Here is a 16,468-nt window from a genome sequence, read left to right on the forward strand (position 1 = left end):
GGCCGGGCGCGGAGGAGTGAAGCGACAAGGCCCGCCGCAGGTTCCAGGATCGATGCCGCGCTTCTCCGCCAATCTCAGCCTGCTGTTCACCGAATACGGTTTTCTCGACCGCTTCGAGCGGGCTGCCCAGGCCGGGTTCGAAGCAGTGGAGATCCAGTTTCCCTACGGCACGCCGAAGGAGGCCATCGCCGATCGGCTCGCGCGCCATGGACTTGCCTGCGTGCTGCACAACCTGCCGCCGGGAGACTGGGAGTCGGGCGAGCGCGGTATCGCCATCCTGCCGGAGCGGGTCTCGGAGTTCCGCGAGGGTGTCGCCCAGGCGATCGACTACGCGAGGACGCTCGGCTCCCCCAGGCTGAATTGCCTCGCCGGGCTGGCGCCGGAGGGGATGAGCCGCGCTCGGTTGCGCGACACCTTCGTCGACAACATCGCCTTCGCGGCCGCGGAGTTGGAACGGGCCGGCATCCGCCTGGTGATCGAGGCGATCAACACCCGCGACATGCCGGGCTTCTTTCTGACCGGAACCGAGCAGGCCCTCGACCTGATTGCCGAGACCGGCTCCACCAACATCTTCGTGCAGTACGACGTCTACCACATGCAGATCATGGGGGAGGATCCGGGCACCGTGATCGCGGAGCATCTCGGGCGCATCGACCATATCCAGATCGCCGATGCGCCCGGCCGGCATGAGCCCGGCACGGGTGTCATCGACTTCGCCAGCCTGTTCGAACGGCTCGACCGGCTCGGATACGATGGATGGATCGGCGCCGAGTATCGCCCGGCGGCACACACGCAGGACGGCCTCGCCTGGTTCGCACCTTACCGGGCCAAGGCGAAAGCCTGACCCCGTCAGGGCTTCACGATCTCGGGCGGCTTGCCGTCCGTGGTGAAATCCGCCGAGAACCTGCCGCCGCGGGTTTCGGCGCTGCAGTTCACACTGCCCGGGCGGTCGTTGGGGTTGGTGAAGCGGCAGATCCCCACGGCCTTCTCGCGGTCGTATTGCCCCTTGAAGCCGAAGATCACCCCATCGACCGGCTGAACGGCCGTGTCCGGGTCCGGCTTGACCTGGCTGCTTCCGAGCCCGGTGAAGGTGAGCGCCGCCCCATCGCTGGTGACGAAGTAGAACCCGACGCGCCCGGTCGCATAGCTCGTGTTGAGCAGCGTGCCCGTGCACTGGCCGGTGACGTCCTGGCCGCCGATCACCAGTCGCTCGCAGGTGCCCTTGACGGTCGCCAGGGTCGGCGCTTCCGCCGTCTTGGGCACGGCCGAAGCCGTGCCGACGAACGTGAGCAGAACGCCGAGGCTGAGGACCGACCGGATCATGCCTCCAGCATAGCCGGCCACGCTTATCGAGCCATGAAGGATTCGCTCGATTGCACAGGCTACAGAGCGCGGTGGATGAGCGCACGGCCCCGGGAGGGGACCGTGCGGCTAGCGCCCGGTCGGGGGCGTTTCGCCGATCTCGTGACCGCCCATCAGCTCCAGGGCCCGCACCATGGCGGAATGGTCGGCATCGGCCCCGCCATTGGCGACACAGGCCGAGAAGAGCTGTTGGGCAAGCGCCGTCGCCGGAAGCGCCATGCCGAGGGAGCGGGCACCCTCGAGGGCGAGGTTCAGGTCCTTCTGATGCAGCCGGATGCGGAAGCCGGGATCGAAGCTCCGCTTGATCATCCGATCGCCGTGCAGTTCGAGGATGCGCGAGGTCGCGAGACCGCCGGTGATGGCCTGGCGGACCTTGGCCGGATCGGCGCCCGCCTTCGACGCGAAGAGCAGACCCTCGGCCACCGCCTCGATGGTCAGGGCGACGATGATCTGGTTGGCCACTTTGGCGACCTGGCCCGCGCCGGCCTCGCCGACGTGAGTGACGGGCTTTCCCATGAGGTCGAAGAGCGGTTTGACCCGCTCGAAAGCCTCTGCTTTGCCGCCGACCATGATCGAGAGCGCGGCGTTCTTGGCCCCGACCTCGCCGCCGGAGACCGGCGCATCGAGATAGTCGCAGCCCTTCTCGGCGATGCGGGCGGCGAAGTTGCGCGTGGCGATCGGCGAGATCGAGCTCATGTCGACGACGACCTTGCCGGGCTTCAGCCCCTCCGCGACACCGTCGGGGCCAAACAGCACCGCCTCGACGTCGGGCGTGTCCGGAACCATCAGGATGATCACGTCCGCGCGCTCGGCGACCTCGGCCGCGCAGGCGCAGGCCGTGCCTCCGGCGGAGATCAGCGCCTGCGGGACCTGGCGGCGCGTCTTCAGGAACAGGCTGTGGCCGCCCGCGATGAGGTGGCCGGCCATGGGGGTGCCCATGATGCCGAGGCCGATGAAGCCAACGTTCATGTCCGTCTCCGAATTGCTTTCGATCAGTCGTGGCGGAAGCGCTTGGCGAGAGCCTCGGAGCTGCGGGCGAGCAGGCCCATATCCGAGCCGACGGCCGTGAAGGTGGTGCCGGCGCCGATATAGCGCTGCGCCAGCTCCTCGTTGGCGGTGAGGATGCCGGCATGCTTGCCCGCTTTGTGGATGCGCGCGATCGCCGTCTCGATCACCGCCACCACCTCCGCGTGGTTCTGCTGGCCGAGGAAGCCGAGGCTGGTGGAGAGGTCGCCGGGGCCGATGAAGACGCCGTCGACGCCCTCGACCGCAGCGATCTCCTCCAAGTTGTCGAGGGCGCGGCGGGATTCGATCTGCACGGCGATGAAGATCTCGGCCTCGCAGCGGGCATGATAGTCCGGAATGCGGCCGAACCGGGCTGCGCGCGGGGCCTGCGAGAAGCCGCGCACGCCGCGCGGAGCATACCGCGTCGCGGCGACGGCGCGGTGGGCCTGTTCGGCATCGTCGATGTTCGGGATCATCAGCGACTGCGCGCCCGTGTCGAGGATGCGCTTGATGGTGATCGGCTCGTCGCTCGGGACGCGCACCATGGCGCTCGCCGTGCCCTCGCCCATGGCCTGGAGCTGGCCGTAGATGTCGCGCAGGTCGTTGGCCGAGTGCTCCATGTCGAGGAGCAGCCAGTCGAAGCCGGAGCCGGCGACGATCTCGGTGGAGATCGGGCTCGCCAGGCTGCACCACAGGCCGATCTGCTGACGGCCTTGCGCGAGCGCGGCCTTGAAGCGGTTGGTCAGGACGTCCATCGCACGGGTCTCCTTCAAATCTCAGGCAGCAGTGATTTGAGCCCTCGCACTGTCATTCCGGGGCCGCGGAGCGGAACCCGGAATCCAGAGCCGCCGAAGCTCTTCGAAAGTGCTGAAGCGTCGCGTGTCATCTCGATCCGACTGCGTTTCTGGATTCGGGGTTCTCGCCTCTGGCGAGCCCCGGAATGACGAGACTGGTTGTTCACCGAACCAGGCAGGGGCGCTTGTTGTCGAAGGTCCAGCCGGGGATCAGGAAGTTCATCGCCGCAGCGTCGTCGCGCGCGCCGAGGCCGTGGTCCTGGTAGAGGCGATGCGCCGCCTCGACCTCGGTCCAATCGATCTCGATGCCGAGGCCCGGCCGCTCCGGCACCCGGACGAGACCGCCGCGGATTGGCAGCGGCTCCTTGGTCAGGCGCTGGCCGTCCTGCCAGATCCAGTGGGTGTCGATCGCCGTGACCTTGCCGGGCGCCGCCGCCGCGACGTGGGTGAACATGGCGAGCGACACGTCGAAATGGTTGTTCGAGTGCGAGCCCCAGGTGAGGCCGTGGTCGCGGCAGAGCTGGGCGACGCGCACCGAGCCGGCCATGGTCCAGAAATGCGGATCGGCCAGCGGGATATCGACCGAGCCGAGCTGGATGGCGTGGTTCATCTGCCGCCAGTCGGTGGCGATCATGTTGGTGGCCGTGGGCAGGCCCGTGGCGCGACGGAACTCGGCCATGATCTCGCGGCCCGAGAATCCGTCCTCTGCGCCGCAGGGGTCCTCGGCATAGGCGAGCACGTCGCCCCGGCCCTTGCAGAGGCGGATCGCCTCCTGAAGTGACCACGCCCCGTTCGGATCGAGGGTGACGCGAGCCTGCGGGAAGCGCTCGTGGATCGCGGTGACGGCGGCGATCTCGTCCTCGCCTGACAGCACGCCGCCCTTCAGCTTGAAGTCGTTGAAGCCGTAGGCCTCGTGCGCGGCTTCCGCGAGGCGAGCCACGGTCTCCGGCGTCAGAGCCTCTTCGTCGCGTAGCCGCAGCCAGCCGTCGCGGGCCTCAGGCTCGCGGTAGGGCAGATCGGTGCGGCGGCGGTCGCCGACATAGAAGAGGTAGCCGAGCATCTCGACCGCCTCGCGCTGCTGGCCCTCGCCGAGGAGCGCCGCCACCGGCACGTCGAGGAACTGGCCCAGCAGGTCGAGGAAGGCGGATTCCACCGCCGTGACCGCGTGGATGGTCACGCGCAGATCGAAGGTCTGGAGGCCGCGTCCGCCCGCATCGCGGTCGGCGAAGCGGGTCCGCATGGCGTTGAGCGCCGCCTGCCAGTCGCCGAGCGGCCGGCCGATCACCAGGTCGCGGGCATCCTCCAGAGTCTTGCGGATGCCCTCGCCGCCGGGAACCTCGCCGAGGCCGGTGGCGCCGGTCGAGTCGGTGAGCACGACGAGGTTGCGGGTGAAGAAGGGTCCATGCGCGCCGCTGAGGTTCAGCAGCATCGAATCCCGGCCGGCGACGGGCACCACCTTCATCTCGACGATGGCGGGCGTGCGCGACAGGCCGCGCGATGGCGCGGCGGCGGATTGGGCGAGCATGGCGTTCTCCCGGATGGTGCCCGCATGCGATGCGCGGGCATCCGAGAGGGACCACACCATGCCCGCCGATGCGGGTCCAAGCCAAAGACTGGATCGATCGATGCACATTGCGCATCGATCGATCGTCATAGCCGGTCGAGCAATCCGACGAGCGCCTCGATCAGCGGATCGTCCCGGTCGCGGCGCCAGGCCACGTACAGCTCGGCAGATTTGGGCCGCATCGTCACCAGCGGCTTGAAGACGACGCCCTCGAAGCGCAGCCGCTGGGCGGCTTCCGGCACCAGGGCAAGGCCGAGCGAGGCGCGCACCAGGGCGAGAGTCGAATGGATCTGCGTGAGCTGCTGCAGCACGCGCGGGCGCACACCTGCCTCGTCGAGGAGGCCCTGCACGAGATCGTGGAAATAGCGCGCGTCGTAGGGGGCGTAGTGGATGAACGGCATCTCGTGCAGGTGACGGACGGTGATGACCTCGGAGCGCGCCAGAGGATGGTCAGCCGGCAGTGCCGCGACGAGGGGCTCCGCCAGCGCGCGGGCGCATTCGAGGTCCGGATGCGTCACAGGCGGGCGCATCAGCGCGGCGTCGATGCGCCCGGAGAGGAGTTCTTCAAGCTGGTCGCGGGAAACCATCTCGCGCAGAGCCAACGTCACATCCGGCAGGGCATTGCGGAAGCCGATGACGAGACGCGGCAGGAAATCGTAGGCCGAGGCTGCCGTGAAGCCGAGCCGGAGGGTGCCGGCGCGTCCCGCCGCAACCTGCCGGGTCACGTGGGCCGCAGTTTCCGCGAGCCGCAGGATGCGCTGCGCCTCGGGCAGGAAGCTTCGCCCGGCCGCGGTGAGCCGCACGGAGCGGCTGGTGCGCTCCAGCAGGGCCGCGTCGAGGATCCGCTCCAGCACCTGGATCTGCCGTGACAGCGGCGGCTGCGTCATGTTCAGCCGCGCGGCAGCGCGGCCGAAATGCAGCTCCTCGGCGACGGCGACGAAGCAACGGAGCTGGCTGAAATCGAGCATCGGGCGCCCCCTGGCATCGGAGGCTACCTACATCGGCTCTTTTGCGACGGCGACGAGCACCCGGCCGGCACGAGCCCGATCGCTCAGGTGATCGGCGCCGGGTTGAACAGCGTGAGGTCGTTGTAGAGCCCCCATCGGTCCGACCATGGGCGCTTGCGGCCGCTCGCGACGTCGAGGATCAGGCGGAAGAGGTCCCAGCCCGTCTCCTCGATGCTCGCCGCGCCCGTAGCGATGCCGCCAGCGTCGAAATCGATGAGATCGGGCCAGCGCTCGGCGAGTTCGGTCCGGGTCGAGACTTTGATGACGGGCGCCTCGGCGAGGCCATAGGGCGTGCCGCGCCCGGTCGAGAACACCTGTAGCGTCATGCCAGAGGCGAGCTGGAGCGTGCCGCAGACGAAGTCGCTGGCGGGCGTCGCCGCGAAGATCAGCCCCTTCTCCCGCACGCGCTCGCCGGGAGCGAGGACGCCGGCGATCGCGCTCGTGCCCGATTTCGCCACCGAGCCGAGGGCCTTCTCGACGATGTTGTTCAGGCCGCCCTTCTTGTTGCCCGGCGAGGGGTTGGCGCTGCGGTCGGCTCCTCCCTTGGCAAGGTAGGCGTCGTACCAGGCCATCTCGCGGATCAGCGCATCGGCGACCGCCGGGGTCGCGGCGCGTGGCGTGAGCAGATGGATGGCGTCTCGGACCTCGGTGACCTCGGAGAACATCACCGTCGCGCCGCTGCGGACGAGGAGATCGGCGGCAAAGCCCAAGGCCGGGTTGGCGGTGACGCCCGAGAAGGCGTCGCTGCCGCCGCATTGCAGGCCGACGACGAGATCGGAGGCCGGGCAGGTCTCGCGCACGCGGCGGTTCAGCACCGCGAGGCGCGCCTCGGCCATCGCCATGATGCTGTCGATCATGCTGCCGAAGCCGACATGGCGCTCGTCCTGCAGGCGCACGACGCTGTCCTGCGCCGTCTCGGCCTTGCCGTCGGCGGGGAGCAGGCGCTCGGAGACGAGCTTCTCGCAGCCGAGCCCCACCACCATGACCTCGTCGCCGAAATTCGGGTTTCGGGCGAGGCTCTGGAGGGTCCGGATCGGAATGACGGCCTCGGGGGCGTTGATGGCGACCCCGCAGCCATAGGCGTGCGTCAGCCCGACCACGTCGTCGACGTTCGGAAAGCGCGGCAGCAGCTCGCGCTTGATCCGCTGGATCGCCACGTCGAGCGTCCCGGCCACGCATTGCACGCTGGTGGACACCGCCAGGATGTTCTTCGTGCCGACGCTGCCATCCGGATTGCGGAAGCCCTCGAAGGTGTAGCCGTCCAAAGCGGGAAGCGGAGCCGGTGGTCGCGAGGCCCGTTCGAGGGCTTCGAGGGCCGGCGCCTCGGGGGTCTCGACGCGGGATTCCTCGACCCAGGTGCCGCGGGCGATCGGACCGAGCGCGAGGCCGACGATCTCCCCGTAGCGCCGCACCGGCGCGCCGGCCGGGATGTCCTCGAGGGCGACCTTGTGGCCCTGCGGCACGAACTCCGCCAGCGTGAGCCCGTCCGGAAAGACCGTTCCCGCCGGGAGACCGAAGGCGTTGACCACGATGGCGACGTTGTCGTGCGGGTGCAGCCTGATGGTGCGGGGCTCGTCACCGGAGGCGATGGGCGGTGTCCGCTGCGGCGCGTGGTCGGTTGCCGTGAGCATCGGTCCGGTCCCTCAGTGCAGCTCGACGCGGCGGATCTCGCCGACGACGGCGAGGTAGCAGAACACGGCAATCAGGGCGTTGATCCCGACGAAGACGAGAGCGCCGTTGAACGATCCGGTCTGCTGGACGATGTAGCCGATGACGATCGGCGTGGTGATGCCCGCCGTGTTGCCGAAGGTGTTGAAGAGGCCGCCCGAGAGGCCGCCGCTCTGGCGCGGCGAGGTATCGGAGACGACGGCCCAGCCGAGGGCGCCGACGCCCTTGCCGAAGAAGGCCAGCGCCATCAGGCCGACGACGACGGCATCCGCCTGGACGTAGTTGCAGCCGATGATGCTCATCGAGAGCAGCATGCCGCCGACGATGGGGATCTTGCGCGCGGCGGTCAGCGAATAGCCGCGCTTCAGCAGGGCGTCCGAAATCACACCGCCAAGGACACCTCCGACGAAGCCGCAGAGAGCCGGGACGACGGCAGCGAAACCGGCCTGCAGGATCGAGAGGCCGCGCTCCTTCACCAGGTAGACCGGGAACCAGGTCAGGAAGAAGTAGGTCAGCGTCGTGATGCAGTACTGGCCAATATAGATGCCGAGCAGCATCCGGTTGCCGAGAAGCTGGCGCAGGGTGTGCCAAGTATTGGTCGGCGCCGTCGCGGCCTTGCGACCGTCCATCTCCATCAACGCGCCGCCGGCCTCGAGATAGTCGCGCTCCGCCTGGTTGATGCTCGGATGCTCCTTGGGACCGTAGACGACTTTGGTCCAGGCGAGCGCGAGAACGATGCCGAGCGCGCCCATCAGAGTGAAGACGTGATGCCAGCCGAAGTGGTGGACCACCCAGGCCATCAGGGGCGTGAACAAAACCGTCGCGAAATACTGGGCGGAGTTGAAGAGCGCAGAGGCCATGCCGCGCTCGCTCGCCGGAAACCAGGCGGCCGTGATGCGCGCATTGGCGGGGAAGACGGGCGCCTCGGTCAGGCCGACCAGCAACCGCAGGGCGAACAAGAGCAGCACCGCGGTGAAGCCGGTGACGAAGCCAACGGTGCCCTGGAGGAGGGTGAAGCCCGACCACAGGAAGATCGCGGCGGCATAGACCCATTTGACGCCGTAGCGGTCGAGCAGCCAGCCGCCGGGGATCTGGGCGAGAACGTAGGACCAGGCGAAGGCCGAGAAGACGTAGCCCATCTGGACGGAGCTGAGGCCGAGCTCCTTCGCCATGTCCGAGCCGGCGATCGAGATCGTCGCCCGATCGGCATAATTGACGGTCGTGGCAATGAAAATCATCGCCAGAATCACGAGCCGAACACGACTCGGCTTGGCCAGCGACACGGCAAGCGCGACGCCCATGAGCGTTCTCCCATGTGATCGAGCCGCCCGGTTGTTACCGTGGCGGAGGTTGGCCGGCTTCTTCGCCCCGATCGGGACAGGCGGCTTTTGGCACCGACACCCTAGGGGCCGGATCGATGCGCAGTCCAAGTCAAACACTGGATTGATTGATGCGTGACGCGCATCGATCGGCGTCGATATGACCCCGGGGCCGAGATGGCCGTGCCGGGGTCCCGGCCGCATCACGGGTGCTACGGCGCCTTGAGAGAATTCTTCTCTGCTGGAATTGCCGCGGAGAAGGACTCTCCCCGCCGGCGCGGAAATTCGAAAACCGCCTCCATTGCTTCGAGGCTATGCTGTGACGACTTAAAGATCTCACTTCGAGCAACCGTGGTCGCCATGCGTCCCATTCAATTCGATCCCTTCGGAGAGCCGGTCGCACAGGGTGCCGACCAGGGCGGCACGGGTGCCGTCTCTCGGATCGCGCTGCGCACCGGCGTCGGCCTGTTCTGGGCAATGGTCGTCGTGATCGTCGCGGCGCGCGCCGCCTATTTCGACCCGGACTTCGCCGAGAAGTTCGGCAGCGTCGCTTCGCTGATCGGCCACCTCAAGACCATCGTCGGCGCGTAAACCTTCCGACACCGAGACTGCGAAAGCGCCGCGGGCTGGCGGCCCCGCGGCGCTTTCGTTTTGGGCGGATCGCGGGACGCAGGGTGCGCCTGCATCAAAAATGGCGGCGTAACCAGTCCGACCCGTTGCCACGCGTCCGGGAAGCGCGATCTAGGGACGATGTCGAACAGCGAACGCCCCACGCTAGCGCCGGAGCCGAGCCGCGAGGTGTCGCCAAAGCTGGACGAGGGCACGCGGGCACGATTGGGCGAGCAGTTGAAGCGGCTCTACGATCCGATCATCGAAGAGCAGCTCGACCCCCATCTCGTGGAGCTGCTGCAGCTCCTGGCCGCCGAGCGCTGATCTTCGCCGTCACCGACGCGGCGGATCAGACCTTCCGCCAGCCGGGCTTCGAGGGATCGACCAGCGTGTAGCCGACCGGGGCGATCCCGCAGATCGCGATCACCGCCGGCTCTTTCGCACCCGGGACGACACCATCGAAATGGGGCGTGCCGGCGACGCGGCGGACGTAGCTGCCGGCCTTGACCGGAACGCAGGAGGCCGGATCGAAATCCCCTCCGCTGTTGCACCACCAGGTGCCGGACAGAACCGTGCAGAACCGGTCTGTCGCGTAGAAATGCGGGGCGCTCATATAGCCCGGCCACCAGCGCACCAGCATGTAGTACAGCCCGCTGCCGTTCGGATCACCCGTCAGGGCACAGCGATCCGAAGCGCCCTCCGGATAGCCCTTCGTCGGAACCCATTTCAGGGCCTCCGGCGGCTGGATGATGGTCTGAGCCGGGTCGAGGGGGCTCGCTGTCGCGGAGCCTGCCAAGATCGGGCCGAGCAGCATGGGAAGGGCGCCGACCAGCGACGCCGCAAGCACCTCCCGCCGGCTCGACTCGTCAGGGATGACATGGGTCATGGCGTCCTCCTGTCCCGGAAAGGTGGCGTATCCTCAGCCCGCTCTAGCCTCGCACCGGCGCGTCCGACTCGTGGATGTCGGCCGGCGCCTCGCTGAACGCCTCCGACGGGTCGGCGGATCGCGGCCGGCCGGCAACGGCACCCGGCCCACCGAGCACGACCACGCGCGTGCCCACCGGAACGCGGCGGTGCAGATCGATGACGTCCTGGTTCAGCATGCGGATGCAGCCCGAGGACACCGCCTCGCCGATGCTCCACGGCTCCGTGGTGCCGTGGATGCGGTACAGCGTGTCGTTCCCGCCCTTGAAGAGGTAGAGCGCGCGCGCACCCAGGGGATTGCCCACGCCACCGGGCATGCCGCCGGCCCACTTGCCGTTGCGCTCGGGCTCGCGGCGCAGCATGTCCGGCGTCGGCGTCCAGCGCGGCCAGTTCGCCTTGCGGCCGACCGTGGCGGTGCCGGTGAACTCGAGCCCGGCCTTGCCCACGCCGACGCCGTAGCGCATCGCCTGGCCGCCCTCCATGACTAGGTAGAGGTAGCGGTTGTAGGGATCGACCACGAGGGTGCCCGGCTGCTCCCGGGTCGGGAAGTCGACGACGCGCCGGACATAGTCGGGCTTGAGATCCCCCTCCGCGATCGCCGCGACCGGGAAGGGCTCGTCGGTCAGGGCCGCGTAGCGGCGGAGCACGTCGGGGCCGAAGCGATGGCTCACCGCGGCGGCCTCGGGCTGGCCGCCCATCGAGGCCGTGCAGGCGCCGAGAGCCGCGGCGAGCGCCAGGACCGAGGCGAGGCGTAGCACGGAGGCCGATGCGCCTCGGACCAGATCACGCCGGTCGGCGGGACGTGTATGGACGGTGTTCGACATGATGGCGACGCGGTGGGTTGTTCGATCAGGTCGCCTCGGTCGGAAACGCAGCTTAAGCCAGGCTTAAGGCAGCGCTTCAGACTGCTCCGCAATCGAGGAGACACGCGTTGCGCCTGCTTGTTGTCGAGGATGATCCCATCCTGTCGGATGGTCTCAAGGTTGGGCTCGGCCTGTCCGGCGCGACCGTCGATTGCGTCGCGACGTGCGAGGATGCGGCCGCGGCTCTCCTGACCAGCGAATTCTCGGCCGTCGTGCTCGATCTGATGCTCCCCGACGGCACGGGCCTCGACGTCCTGCGTGCCATGCGGGCCCGGGGGGATCGCACGCCGGTGGTGCTGCTGACGGCGCGCGACGCGGTCACCGACCGGATCGCCGGGCTCGACGGCGGCGCGGACGACTACATCGGCAAGCCGTTCGATCTCGACGAGCTCTCTGCCCGCATCCGGGCGGTGGTGCGCCGCGCCGCCGGCCGGGCCTCGGCCGCCCTGGTCCATGGCGGCATCCGGCTCGATCCGGGCAGCTTCGCGGTGAGCGTGGACGACAGGCCAGTTCCGGTCTCGCGGCGCGAGTTCATGGTGCTCGGCGCCCTGATGGAGCGCCCGAGCGTCCTGCACTCCAAGTCCGATCTAGAGGAGAGGCTCTACGGCTGGCAGGAAGAGGTCGAGAGCAACGCCGTGGAGGTCCACATCCACAACCTGCGCGCCAAGATCGGGCGGCAGGCCATCGAGACGGTGCGCGGCCTCGGCTACCGGATGAGGGCCGTCGCATGACCGCGCTTCGCACCAGGCTCTTCGCCATCCTCGTCGTCGCCACCGGCCTGATCTGGCTGAGCGCGGTGCTGTGGATCTACGTCAGCTCCAAGCGCGAGGTGGAGCATTTCGTCGACACACAGCTCCAGGAAGCCGCCCGCATGGTGATCTCGGTGGCCGACAAGGTCACTCCGGGCTCCCGAACCGGCGCACCCGAGACGCCGATCCCGGCGCTGGGTTACGAGCACCAACTCACCTGCCAGATCTGGTCGCTATCGGGCAGCATGCTGGCTCGCTCCAGCGGCGCCCCGGAGCACCGCATGACGGACACGCCTTCCGGTTACTCGGAGCGTGAGATCAACGGTGAGACCTGGCGCGTCTTCACCCTGGAGGACCCGGGCAAGGGCCTCCGCGTCATGGTCGGCGACCGGCTCGGCATGCGCGAGCGACTGGCCACCGACCTGGTGCGCAGCTTCCTGATGCCGATGATCCTCGTGGTGCCGCTGCTCGGCCTCCTGATCTGGGTGAGCCTCGGACGCGGCCTTCGACCGCTGCGCCGCATGGCGCGCGACCTCGCGGCACGCGACGCCGACGACATGCGCCCGATCGATGCCGGGCGCGCGCCGGCCGAGGTACGGCCGCTCGCCGATGCCCTCAACGCCCTTTTCCTGAAAGTGGAGACGGCGCGCCGGCACGAACGGACGGTGACCGCCTTCGCAGCCCACGAGTTGCGCACGCCGCTGGCGGGGCTGAAGACGCAGGCCCAGGTCGCCATGGCGAGCACCGACCCCGGTATCGTGCAGGCGGCGCTCCGCCAGATCCTCGCAGCCGTCGACCAAACCACCCGGCTGGTGCGCCAACTCCTCGACGCCGCGCGGCTCGATGCCGAAACGGAGATGCGCCCGCTGATCGATGTCGAGGTCGGCCCCCTGATCGCCGAGACGGTTGGCGGCATGCGGGTCGGGGACGGCATCCGGACGATCGTCGACCCGCGCCTCGCCGATCTCAGGATGAGAGGCGATCCGGAAAGCCTGCGCCTCGCCATCCGCAACCTCCACGAGAACGCGATCCAGCACATGAGCACCGGCACGGTCGAATGGGGCCTGAGTCCCACCGGAGCCGGCTTCTTCGTGCGTGACGAAGGACCGGGCATCCCGGAGGAGGAACTTCCGCACGTCACGACCCGCTTCTTCCGCGGGCGCCACAAAAGCGCATCGGGAAGCGGCCTCGGTCTGGCGATCACCGAGATGGCCGCGCGCCGCTCGCGTCTCGCCTTGCGGCTGCGCAACCGCCCGGATGGCTCCGGCCTGCAGGTGGACCTCGACGCGGCTTGAGGCCGGCAAGGCTTGTGATCGGGATTGTCGGCGACCGATCGATCCTCGTCACCGCTCACGCCAAGCCTTGGCGACCTGATCGGAAATGGGCTTGGTGAGGTAGCTCAGCACCGAGCGTTCTCCCAATTGCACGAAGCTCTCCACGGGCATGCCCGGCACCAGGCGCGCGCCACCGAGCCGGTCCAGCTGATCCGGGAGGACACGAATGCGCACGGTGTAATAGCTCGCGCCGGTTTTGGGGTCGGTCACCACGTCTGCCGAGACGCGGCTGACCACGCCTTCGATCTCGGGCGTGGTCCGTTGGTTGAATGCCGAGAAGCGCAGCACGGCCCTCTGATCGAGGCGCACGTTGTCGATGTCCTGAGGTTGAATGCGCGCCTCGACCGCGAGTTGATCGGCCGAGGGCACGATCAACATCGCCGGCTCGTTGGGAGTCACCAGGCCGCCGACCGTATGCACCGTCAGCTGATGGACGGTTCCGCTCTGGGGTGCGCGCAGTTCGACCCGTTTGAGCTGATCCTCGGCGGCGATGCGCTTCTCGACCAGTTCCGAGCGCTTGCCGCGGATCTCGGCGAGGTCCTTGCCGGATTCGGTGCGCAGATCCTGGTCGATCTGCAGGATCTGCAATTCGGTTTCGGTAATCTTGCCTTTTGCCGAGGCGGTCTGCGCGATGAGCTGCCCGCGCTCGCCCTCCAGCCGGGCACCGTCCCGTTCCAGCAGGGTGACCCGCGAGAAGGGCACGAGGTTCTTGGCGTAGAGCTGGCGCACGCCGGCCAGCTCACTCTGGATAAGTGCGATCTCCCGCTCTTTAGCCGCTGCCTGCTGCGTCAGGCCCCCGATTTCCTCGCGGAGCTGGGCCATCCGCTCGCGCAATTGCGCCTTCTGCCCTGCGCGTGCCGTGATGCGGAGGACGAACAGACGTGCCTCCCCGTCGATCAGCCGGGCCACCGTCGGATCGGCGATCTTCTCGAGGAGCTCGGGCGGGAACATGACTGTCGCCGCCCCGTCGCGCTCGGCCTCGTCGCGCGCGCCTCGGGCTGCAAGCTCATCCAACGCTTTGACGATGATATCGAGATTGGCGCGGGTCTGGGTCTGGTCCAGTCGCACCAGCACCTGCCCGGCCGCGACGGCCTGACCTTCGCGGACCAACAGTTCGCCGACGACCCCTCCGGTGGGGTGTTGCACCTTCTTCACGTCCGACTCGACGACGAGCTGACCTGGCGCGATGAGGGCGCCTGAAATCTGAGTGAAGGTCGCCCAGCCACCGATACCGAAGACGAGCACACCGCTGAGCCCGAGGGCCACGGCGAGATGGCGGCGGATCGAGGCCTGAGCCTGCGATCCATAGTTGACCGGCACGGCAAGCAGCCCCGAGCTTGCCGCGGCGCTGCTCATCGCAGACTTCCTTGGGTGGCGCGTGCGCCGACATCCTCGGGCCTGGCCGGCATCTGCGCAGGCGGCGCAGGAGGCATGGTCTGGAGCACGCGCCTGAGCACCTCTTCTTTCGGGCCGAAGGCGTGGACGCGCCCGTCTGTCATCATCAGGACGAGGTCGACGGCGGCCAGCGCGCTGGGCCGGTGGGCTACGACGATGCAGATCCCACCGCGCCGACGGACGCCGAGGATGGCCTGTGTCAGGGCATGCTCACCCACGGCATCGAGATTGGCGTTAGGCTCGTCGAGAATGACGAGGAACGGCTCGCCGTAGAGGGCACGGGCCAGGCCGACCCGCTGGCGCTGACCGGCCGAAAGGCCGGAGCCGCCTTCACCGAGTCGTGTGTCGTAACCATCCGACAGGCGAAGGATCAGTTCGTGCACGCCGGCAGCCTGCGCCGCCGCAATGACGGCCTCTGCGGAGGCGGCCGGATCGAAGCGTGCGATGTTCTCGGAGATGGTACCGGCAAAGAGCTCGACCTCCTGGGGCAGAAAGCCGAGATGGGGACCGAGATCCACGGCCGACCATTGCTCCAAGGCGGCCCCGTCGAGACGGACTTTCCCGCGCACGGCCGGCCAGATCCCGGCCAGGCAGCGCGCGAGCGTGGACTTGCCGGAGGCTGAAAGGCCTATGATTCCCAGCCCCTGACCGGCCTGAAGCACGAGGCTGACGTCGTGGACGATCAGGCGCGGCACGCCGGGGGGCGCGACGCTAACCGCTTCGGCGACGAGCGATCGCCGCGGCGCCGGCAGAGCGTGTAGCGGGCGCGATGGGGGAATGCGGGTAAGCAGGTCGGCGAGGCGCCGCCAGCTCTGACGGGCTTGGACGAAGCCCTTCCAATTCGCGATGGCCTGTTCGGCAGGCGCAAGCGCGCGAGAGACCAGAATCGAGGAGGCGATGATGATGCCGCCGGTGGCCATGTTGTTGATCACGAGCCACGCGCCCAATGCCAGCACGCCCGATTGCAGAACCATCCGAAAGGTCTTGGATAGGGTGGCGTAGCCGCCGGTCGCGTCGGAGAGGCTCTGTTGGGCCTGAAGATGGTCGTCGTTGGCGCGAACCCATCTGTTCGCGAAACGCCCTTGCATGCCCAAGGCCTGCAGGACTTCCGCGTTTCGACGGCCTGCCTCGGCTAACGCGTTGCGCTGCTGCATCGATCGGGTGGCGGACAGGGTCGGCTGGCGCGTCGCGCGGTCGGTCAGCACCGTGAGGCCCGCGAGCACGAAGACCCCCGCGAGGGCCATGATGCCGAGCAGGGGATGAAACAGGAAGCAGACGAACAGGTAGATCGGCATCCAGGGCAGGTCGAAGAAGGCGCTCGGCCCGGACCCGGACATGAAGCTGCGCACCGCATCGAGGTCACGTAGCGGCAGCAGACCATCGCCAGGCAGGCTGCCCTTCAGCGGTGCCTTGACGACGAGTTCGAAGACGCGGCCCCCGAGGTCTTCGTTCAGGCTAGCCGCCGTACGGGCGAAGATGCGGGCACGGAGCATCTCGAGCACACCCTGGAAGGCATAGAGCGCCAGGGCCAACATCAGTAGGCCCGTCAGGGTGGGAACGGATCGGCTAGGAATGACCCGGTCGTAGACTTCGAGCATGAAGAACGAGCCGGTGAGATAGAGGAGGTTGATGAGCCCGCTCATCACGGCAGTGCCGAGGAAAGCCGCGCGACAGCGCCTCAATGCGAGCCGCAGCTCCGCCTCACCTGAATCGGCTCGCTGCTCGAGGCCTCTAACCAATCCGTCCTTCCTCGCCTGCGCTTCAGGACCGCGAGTGGAAGTCCGCAACACCTGGACTGCGTTCGGGCAACCCGAACACAGTGTCTTCGCAAGCAAGAAGAATGCGCGGCGTTGCAGGCCCTGCCGCGCGCGACTT

At 68.2% G+C, this 16,468-nt stretch carries 16 protein-coding genes; 5 read left to right on the forward strand and 11 right to left on the reverse strand.

Going from position 1 to position 16,468, the window contains the following annotated elements; genetic code table 11:
* The first annotated feature begins 52 nt into the window (after positions 1-52).
* Entirely contained in the window at positions 53-844 is a 792-nt protein-coding gene (gene hyi / locus HCU64_RS04010; RefSeq protein ID WP_233382469.1) for a hydroxypyruvate isomerase, read from the forward strand.
* Positions 845-849: 5 nt separating this feature from the next.
* Here hyi and HCU64_RS04015 read toward each other — a convergent pair whose 3' ends face one another.
* The 7 genes from HCU64_RS04015 to HCU64_RS04045 all read right to left on the reverse strand — a co-directional run bounded on the left by HCU64_RS04015 (position 850) and on the right by HCU64_RS04045 (position 8,701).
* Positions 850-1,323, reverse strand: a complete 474-nt coding sequence (locus HCU64_RS04015; RefSeq protein ID WP_233382470.1) for a hypothetical protein — start codon at positions 1,321-1,323, stop codon at positions 850-852.
* Between the two features lie 108 nt (positions 1,324-1,431).
* Positions 1,432-2,331: a 2-hydroxy-3-oxopropionate reductase gene (locus HCU64_RS04020; RefSeq protein WP_233382471.1), complete on the reverse strand. Its 900-nt coding sequence runs from the start codon at positions 2,329-2,331 to the stop codon at positions 1,432-1,434.
* Positions 2,332-2,354: 23 nt separating this feature from the next.
* Positions 2,355-3,122: an HpcH/HpaI aldolase family protein gene (locus HCU64_RS04025; protein ID WP_233382472.1), complete on the reverse strand. Its 768-nt coding sequence runs from the start codon at positions 3,120-3,122 to the stop codon at positions 2,355-2,357.
* A 202-nt stretch (positions 3,123-3,324) separates the two neighbouring features.
* Positions 3,325-4,686 (reverse strand): glucarate dehydratase, encoded by a 1,362-nt coding sequence (gudD, locus tag HCU64_RS04030; RefSeq protein WP_267922183.1) that lies wholly within the window; start codon positions 4,684-4,686, stop codon positions 3,325-3,327.
* A 125-nt stretch (positions 4,687-4,811) separates the two neighbouring features.
* Positions 4,812-5,693 (reverse strand): LysR family transcriptional regulator, encoded by an 882-nt coding sequence (locus HCU64_RS04035; protein ID WP_233382473.1) that lies wholly within the window; start codon positions 5,691-5,693, stop codon positions 4,812-4,814.
* 83 nt (positions 5,694-5,776) lie between these two features.
* Positions 5,777-7,363 carry a galactarate dehydratase gene (garD, locus tag HCU64_RS04040; protein ID WP_233382474.1) on the reverse strand — a complete coding sequence of 529 codons (1,587 nt, stop codon included), beginning with the start codon at positions 7,361-7,363 and terminating at the stop codon, positions 5,777-5,779.
* Positions 7,364-7,375: 12 nt separating this feature from the next.
* Entirely contained in the window at positions 7,376-8,701 is a 1,326-nt protein-coding gene (locus HCU64_RS04045; protein WP_233382475.1) for an MFS transporter, read from the reverse strand.
* Between the two features lie 378 nt (positions 8,702-9,079).
* Between HCU64_RS04045 and HCU64_RS04050 the strand changes: the two genes are divergently transcribed.
* A complete protein-coding gene (locus tag HCU64_RS04050) occupies positions 9,080-9,310 on the forward strand; it encodes a hypothetical protein (RefSeq protein ID WP_233382476.1) in 231 nt (76 codons plus the stop codon).
* Between the two features lie 159 nt (positions 9,311-9,469).
* Positions 9,470-9,652: a hypothetical protein gene (locus HCU64_RS04055; RefSeq protein ID WP_233382477.1), complete on the forward strand. Its 183-nt coding sequence runs from the start codon at positions 9,470-9,472 to the stop codon at positions 9,650-9,652.
* A gap of 25 nt (positions 9,653-9,677) precedes the next feature.
* Here the strand turns inward: HCU64_RS04055 and HCU64_RS04060 are convergent, their stop codons facing one another.
* Positions 9,678-10,214 (reverse strand): cupin domain-containing protein, encoded by a 537-nt coding sequence (locus tag HCU64_RS04060; RefSeq protein WP_233382478.1) that lies wholly within the window; start codon positions 10,212-10,214, stop codon positions 9,678-9,680.
* A 43-nt stretch (positions 10,215-10,257) separates the two neighbouring features.
* Entirely contained in the window at positions 10,258-10,950 is a 693-nt protein-coding gene (locus HCU64_RS04065) for a L,D-transpeptidase (protein ID WP_233382914.1), read from the reverse strand.
* Positions 10,951-11,183: 233 nt separating this feature from the next.
* Here HCU64_RS04065 and HCU64_RS04070 point away from each other — a divergent pair, with 233 nt between their 5' ends.
* Both HCU64_RS04070 and HCU64_RS04075 read left to right on the forward strand, forming a co-directional pair.
* Positions 11,184-11,846: a response regulator gene (locus tag HCU64_RS04070; RefSeq protein WP_233382479.1), complete on the forward strand. Its 663-nt coding sequence runs from the start codon at positions 11,184-11,186 to the stop codon at positions 11,844-11,846.
* The gene (locus tag HCU64_RS04075) at positions 11,843-13,159 is read left to right on the forward strand and encodes an ATP-binding protein (protein WP_233382480.1); all 1,317 of its coding nucleotides are present in this window, start codon (positions 11,843-11,845) and stop codon (positions 13,157-13,159) included. The genes HCU64_RS04070 and HCU64_RS04075 overlap by 4 nt, the downstream gene beginning before the upstream one ends.
* Positions 13,160-13,207: 48 nt before the next feature.
* On the opposite strand, the gene HCU64_RS04080 is transcribed toward HCU64_RS04075, so the two are convergent.
* Together HCU64_RS04080 and HCU64_RS04085 are read right to left on the reverse strand one after the other, a co-directional pair.
* Positions 13,208-14,554 (reverse strand): HlyD family type I secretion periplasmic adaptor subunit, encoded by a 1,347-nt coding sequence (locus tag HCU64_RS04080; RefSeq protein ID WP_233382481.1) that lies wholly within the window; start codon positions 14,552-14,554, stop codon positions 13,208-13,210.
* Positions 14,551-16,287, reverse strand: coding sequence for a type I secretion system permease/ATPase (locus tag HCU64_RS04085; protein ID WP_233382915.1), 1,737 nt, complete (start codon positions 16,285-16,287; stop codon positions 14,551-14,553). Before HCU64_RS04085 ends, HCU64_RS04080 begins: the two co-directional genes overlap by 4 nt.
* Between the last annotated feature and the right edge of the window lie 181 nt (positions 16,288-16,468).

The sequence above is a fragment of the Methylobacterium sp. C25 genome (assembly GCF_021352225.1).
Lineage (GTDB): Bacteria > Pseudomonadota > Alphaproteobacteria > Rhizobiales > Beijerinckiaceae > Methylobacterium.

Bases quoted from the DNA above. Each gene is read 5' to 3' on its own strand.
- hyi (WP_233382469.1), top strand. From the start codon at position 53: ATGCCGCGCTTCTCCGCCAATCTCAGCCTGCTGTTCACCGAATACGGT.
- HCU64_RS04015 (WP_233382470.1), bottom strand. From the start codon at position 1,323: ATGATCCGGTCGGTCCTCAGCCTCGGCGTTCTGCTCACGTTCGTCGGC.
- HCU64_RS04020 (WP_233382471.1), bottom strand. From the start codon at position 2,331: ATGAACGTTGGCTTCATCGGCCTCGGCATCATGGGCACCCCCATGGCC.
- HCU64_RS04025 (WP_233382472.1), bottom strand. From the start codon at position 3,122: ATGGACGTCCTGACCAACCGCTTCAAGGCCGCGCTCGCGCAAGGCCGT.
- gudD (WP_267922183.1), bottom strand. From the start codon at position 4,686: ATGCTCGCCCAATCCGCCGCCGCGCCATCGCGCGGCCTGTCGCGCACG.
- HCU64_RS04035 (WP_233382473.1), bottom strand. From the start codon at position 5,693: ATGCTCGATTTCAGCCAGCTCCGTTGCTTCGTCGCCGTCGCCGAGGAG.
- garD (WP_233382474.1), bottom strand. From the start codon at position 7,363: ATGCTCACGGCAACCGACCACGCGCCGCAGCGGACACCGCCCATCGCC.
- HCU64_RS04045 (WP_233382475.1), bottom strand. From the start codon at position 8,701: ATGGGCGTCGCGCTTGCCGTGTCGCTGGCCAAGCCGAGTCGTGTTCGG.
- HCU64_RS04050 (WP_233382476.1), top strand. From the start codon at position 9,080: ATGCGTCCCATTCAATTCGATCCCTTCGGAGAGCCGGTCGCACAGGGT.
- HCU64_RS04055 (WP_233382477.1), top strand. From the start codon at position 9,470: ATGTCGAACAGCGAACGCCCCACGCTAGCGCCGGAGCCGAGCCGCGAG.
- HCU64_RS04060 (WP_233382478.1), bottom strand. From the start codon at position 10,214: ATGACCCATGTCATCCCTGACGAGTCGAGCCGGCGGGAGGTGCTTGCG.
- HCU64_RS04065 (WP_233382914.1), bottom strand. From the start codon at position 10,950: ATGGGCGGCCAGCCCGAGGCCGCCGCGGTGAGCCATCGCTTCGGCCCC.
- HCU64_RS04075 (WP_233382480.1), top strand. From the start codon at position 11,843: ATGACCGCGCTTCGCACCAGGCTCTTCGCCATCCTCGTCGTCGCCACC.
- HCU64_RS04080 (WP_233382481.1), bottom strand. From the start codon at position 14,554: ATGAGCAGCGCCGCGGCAAGCTCGGGGCTGCTTGCCGTGCCGGTCAAC.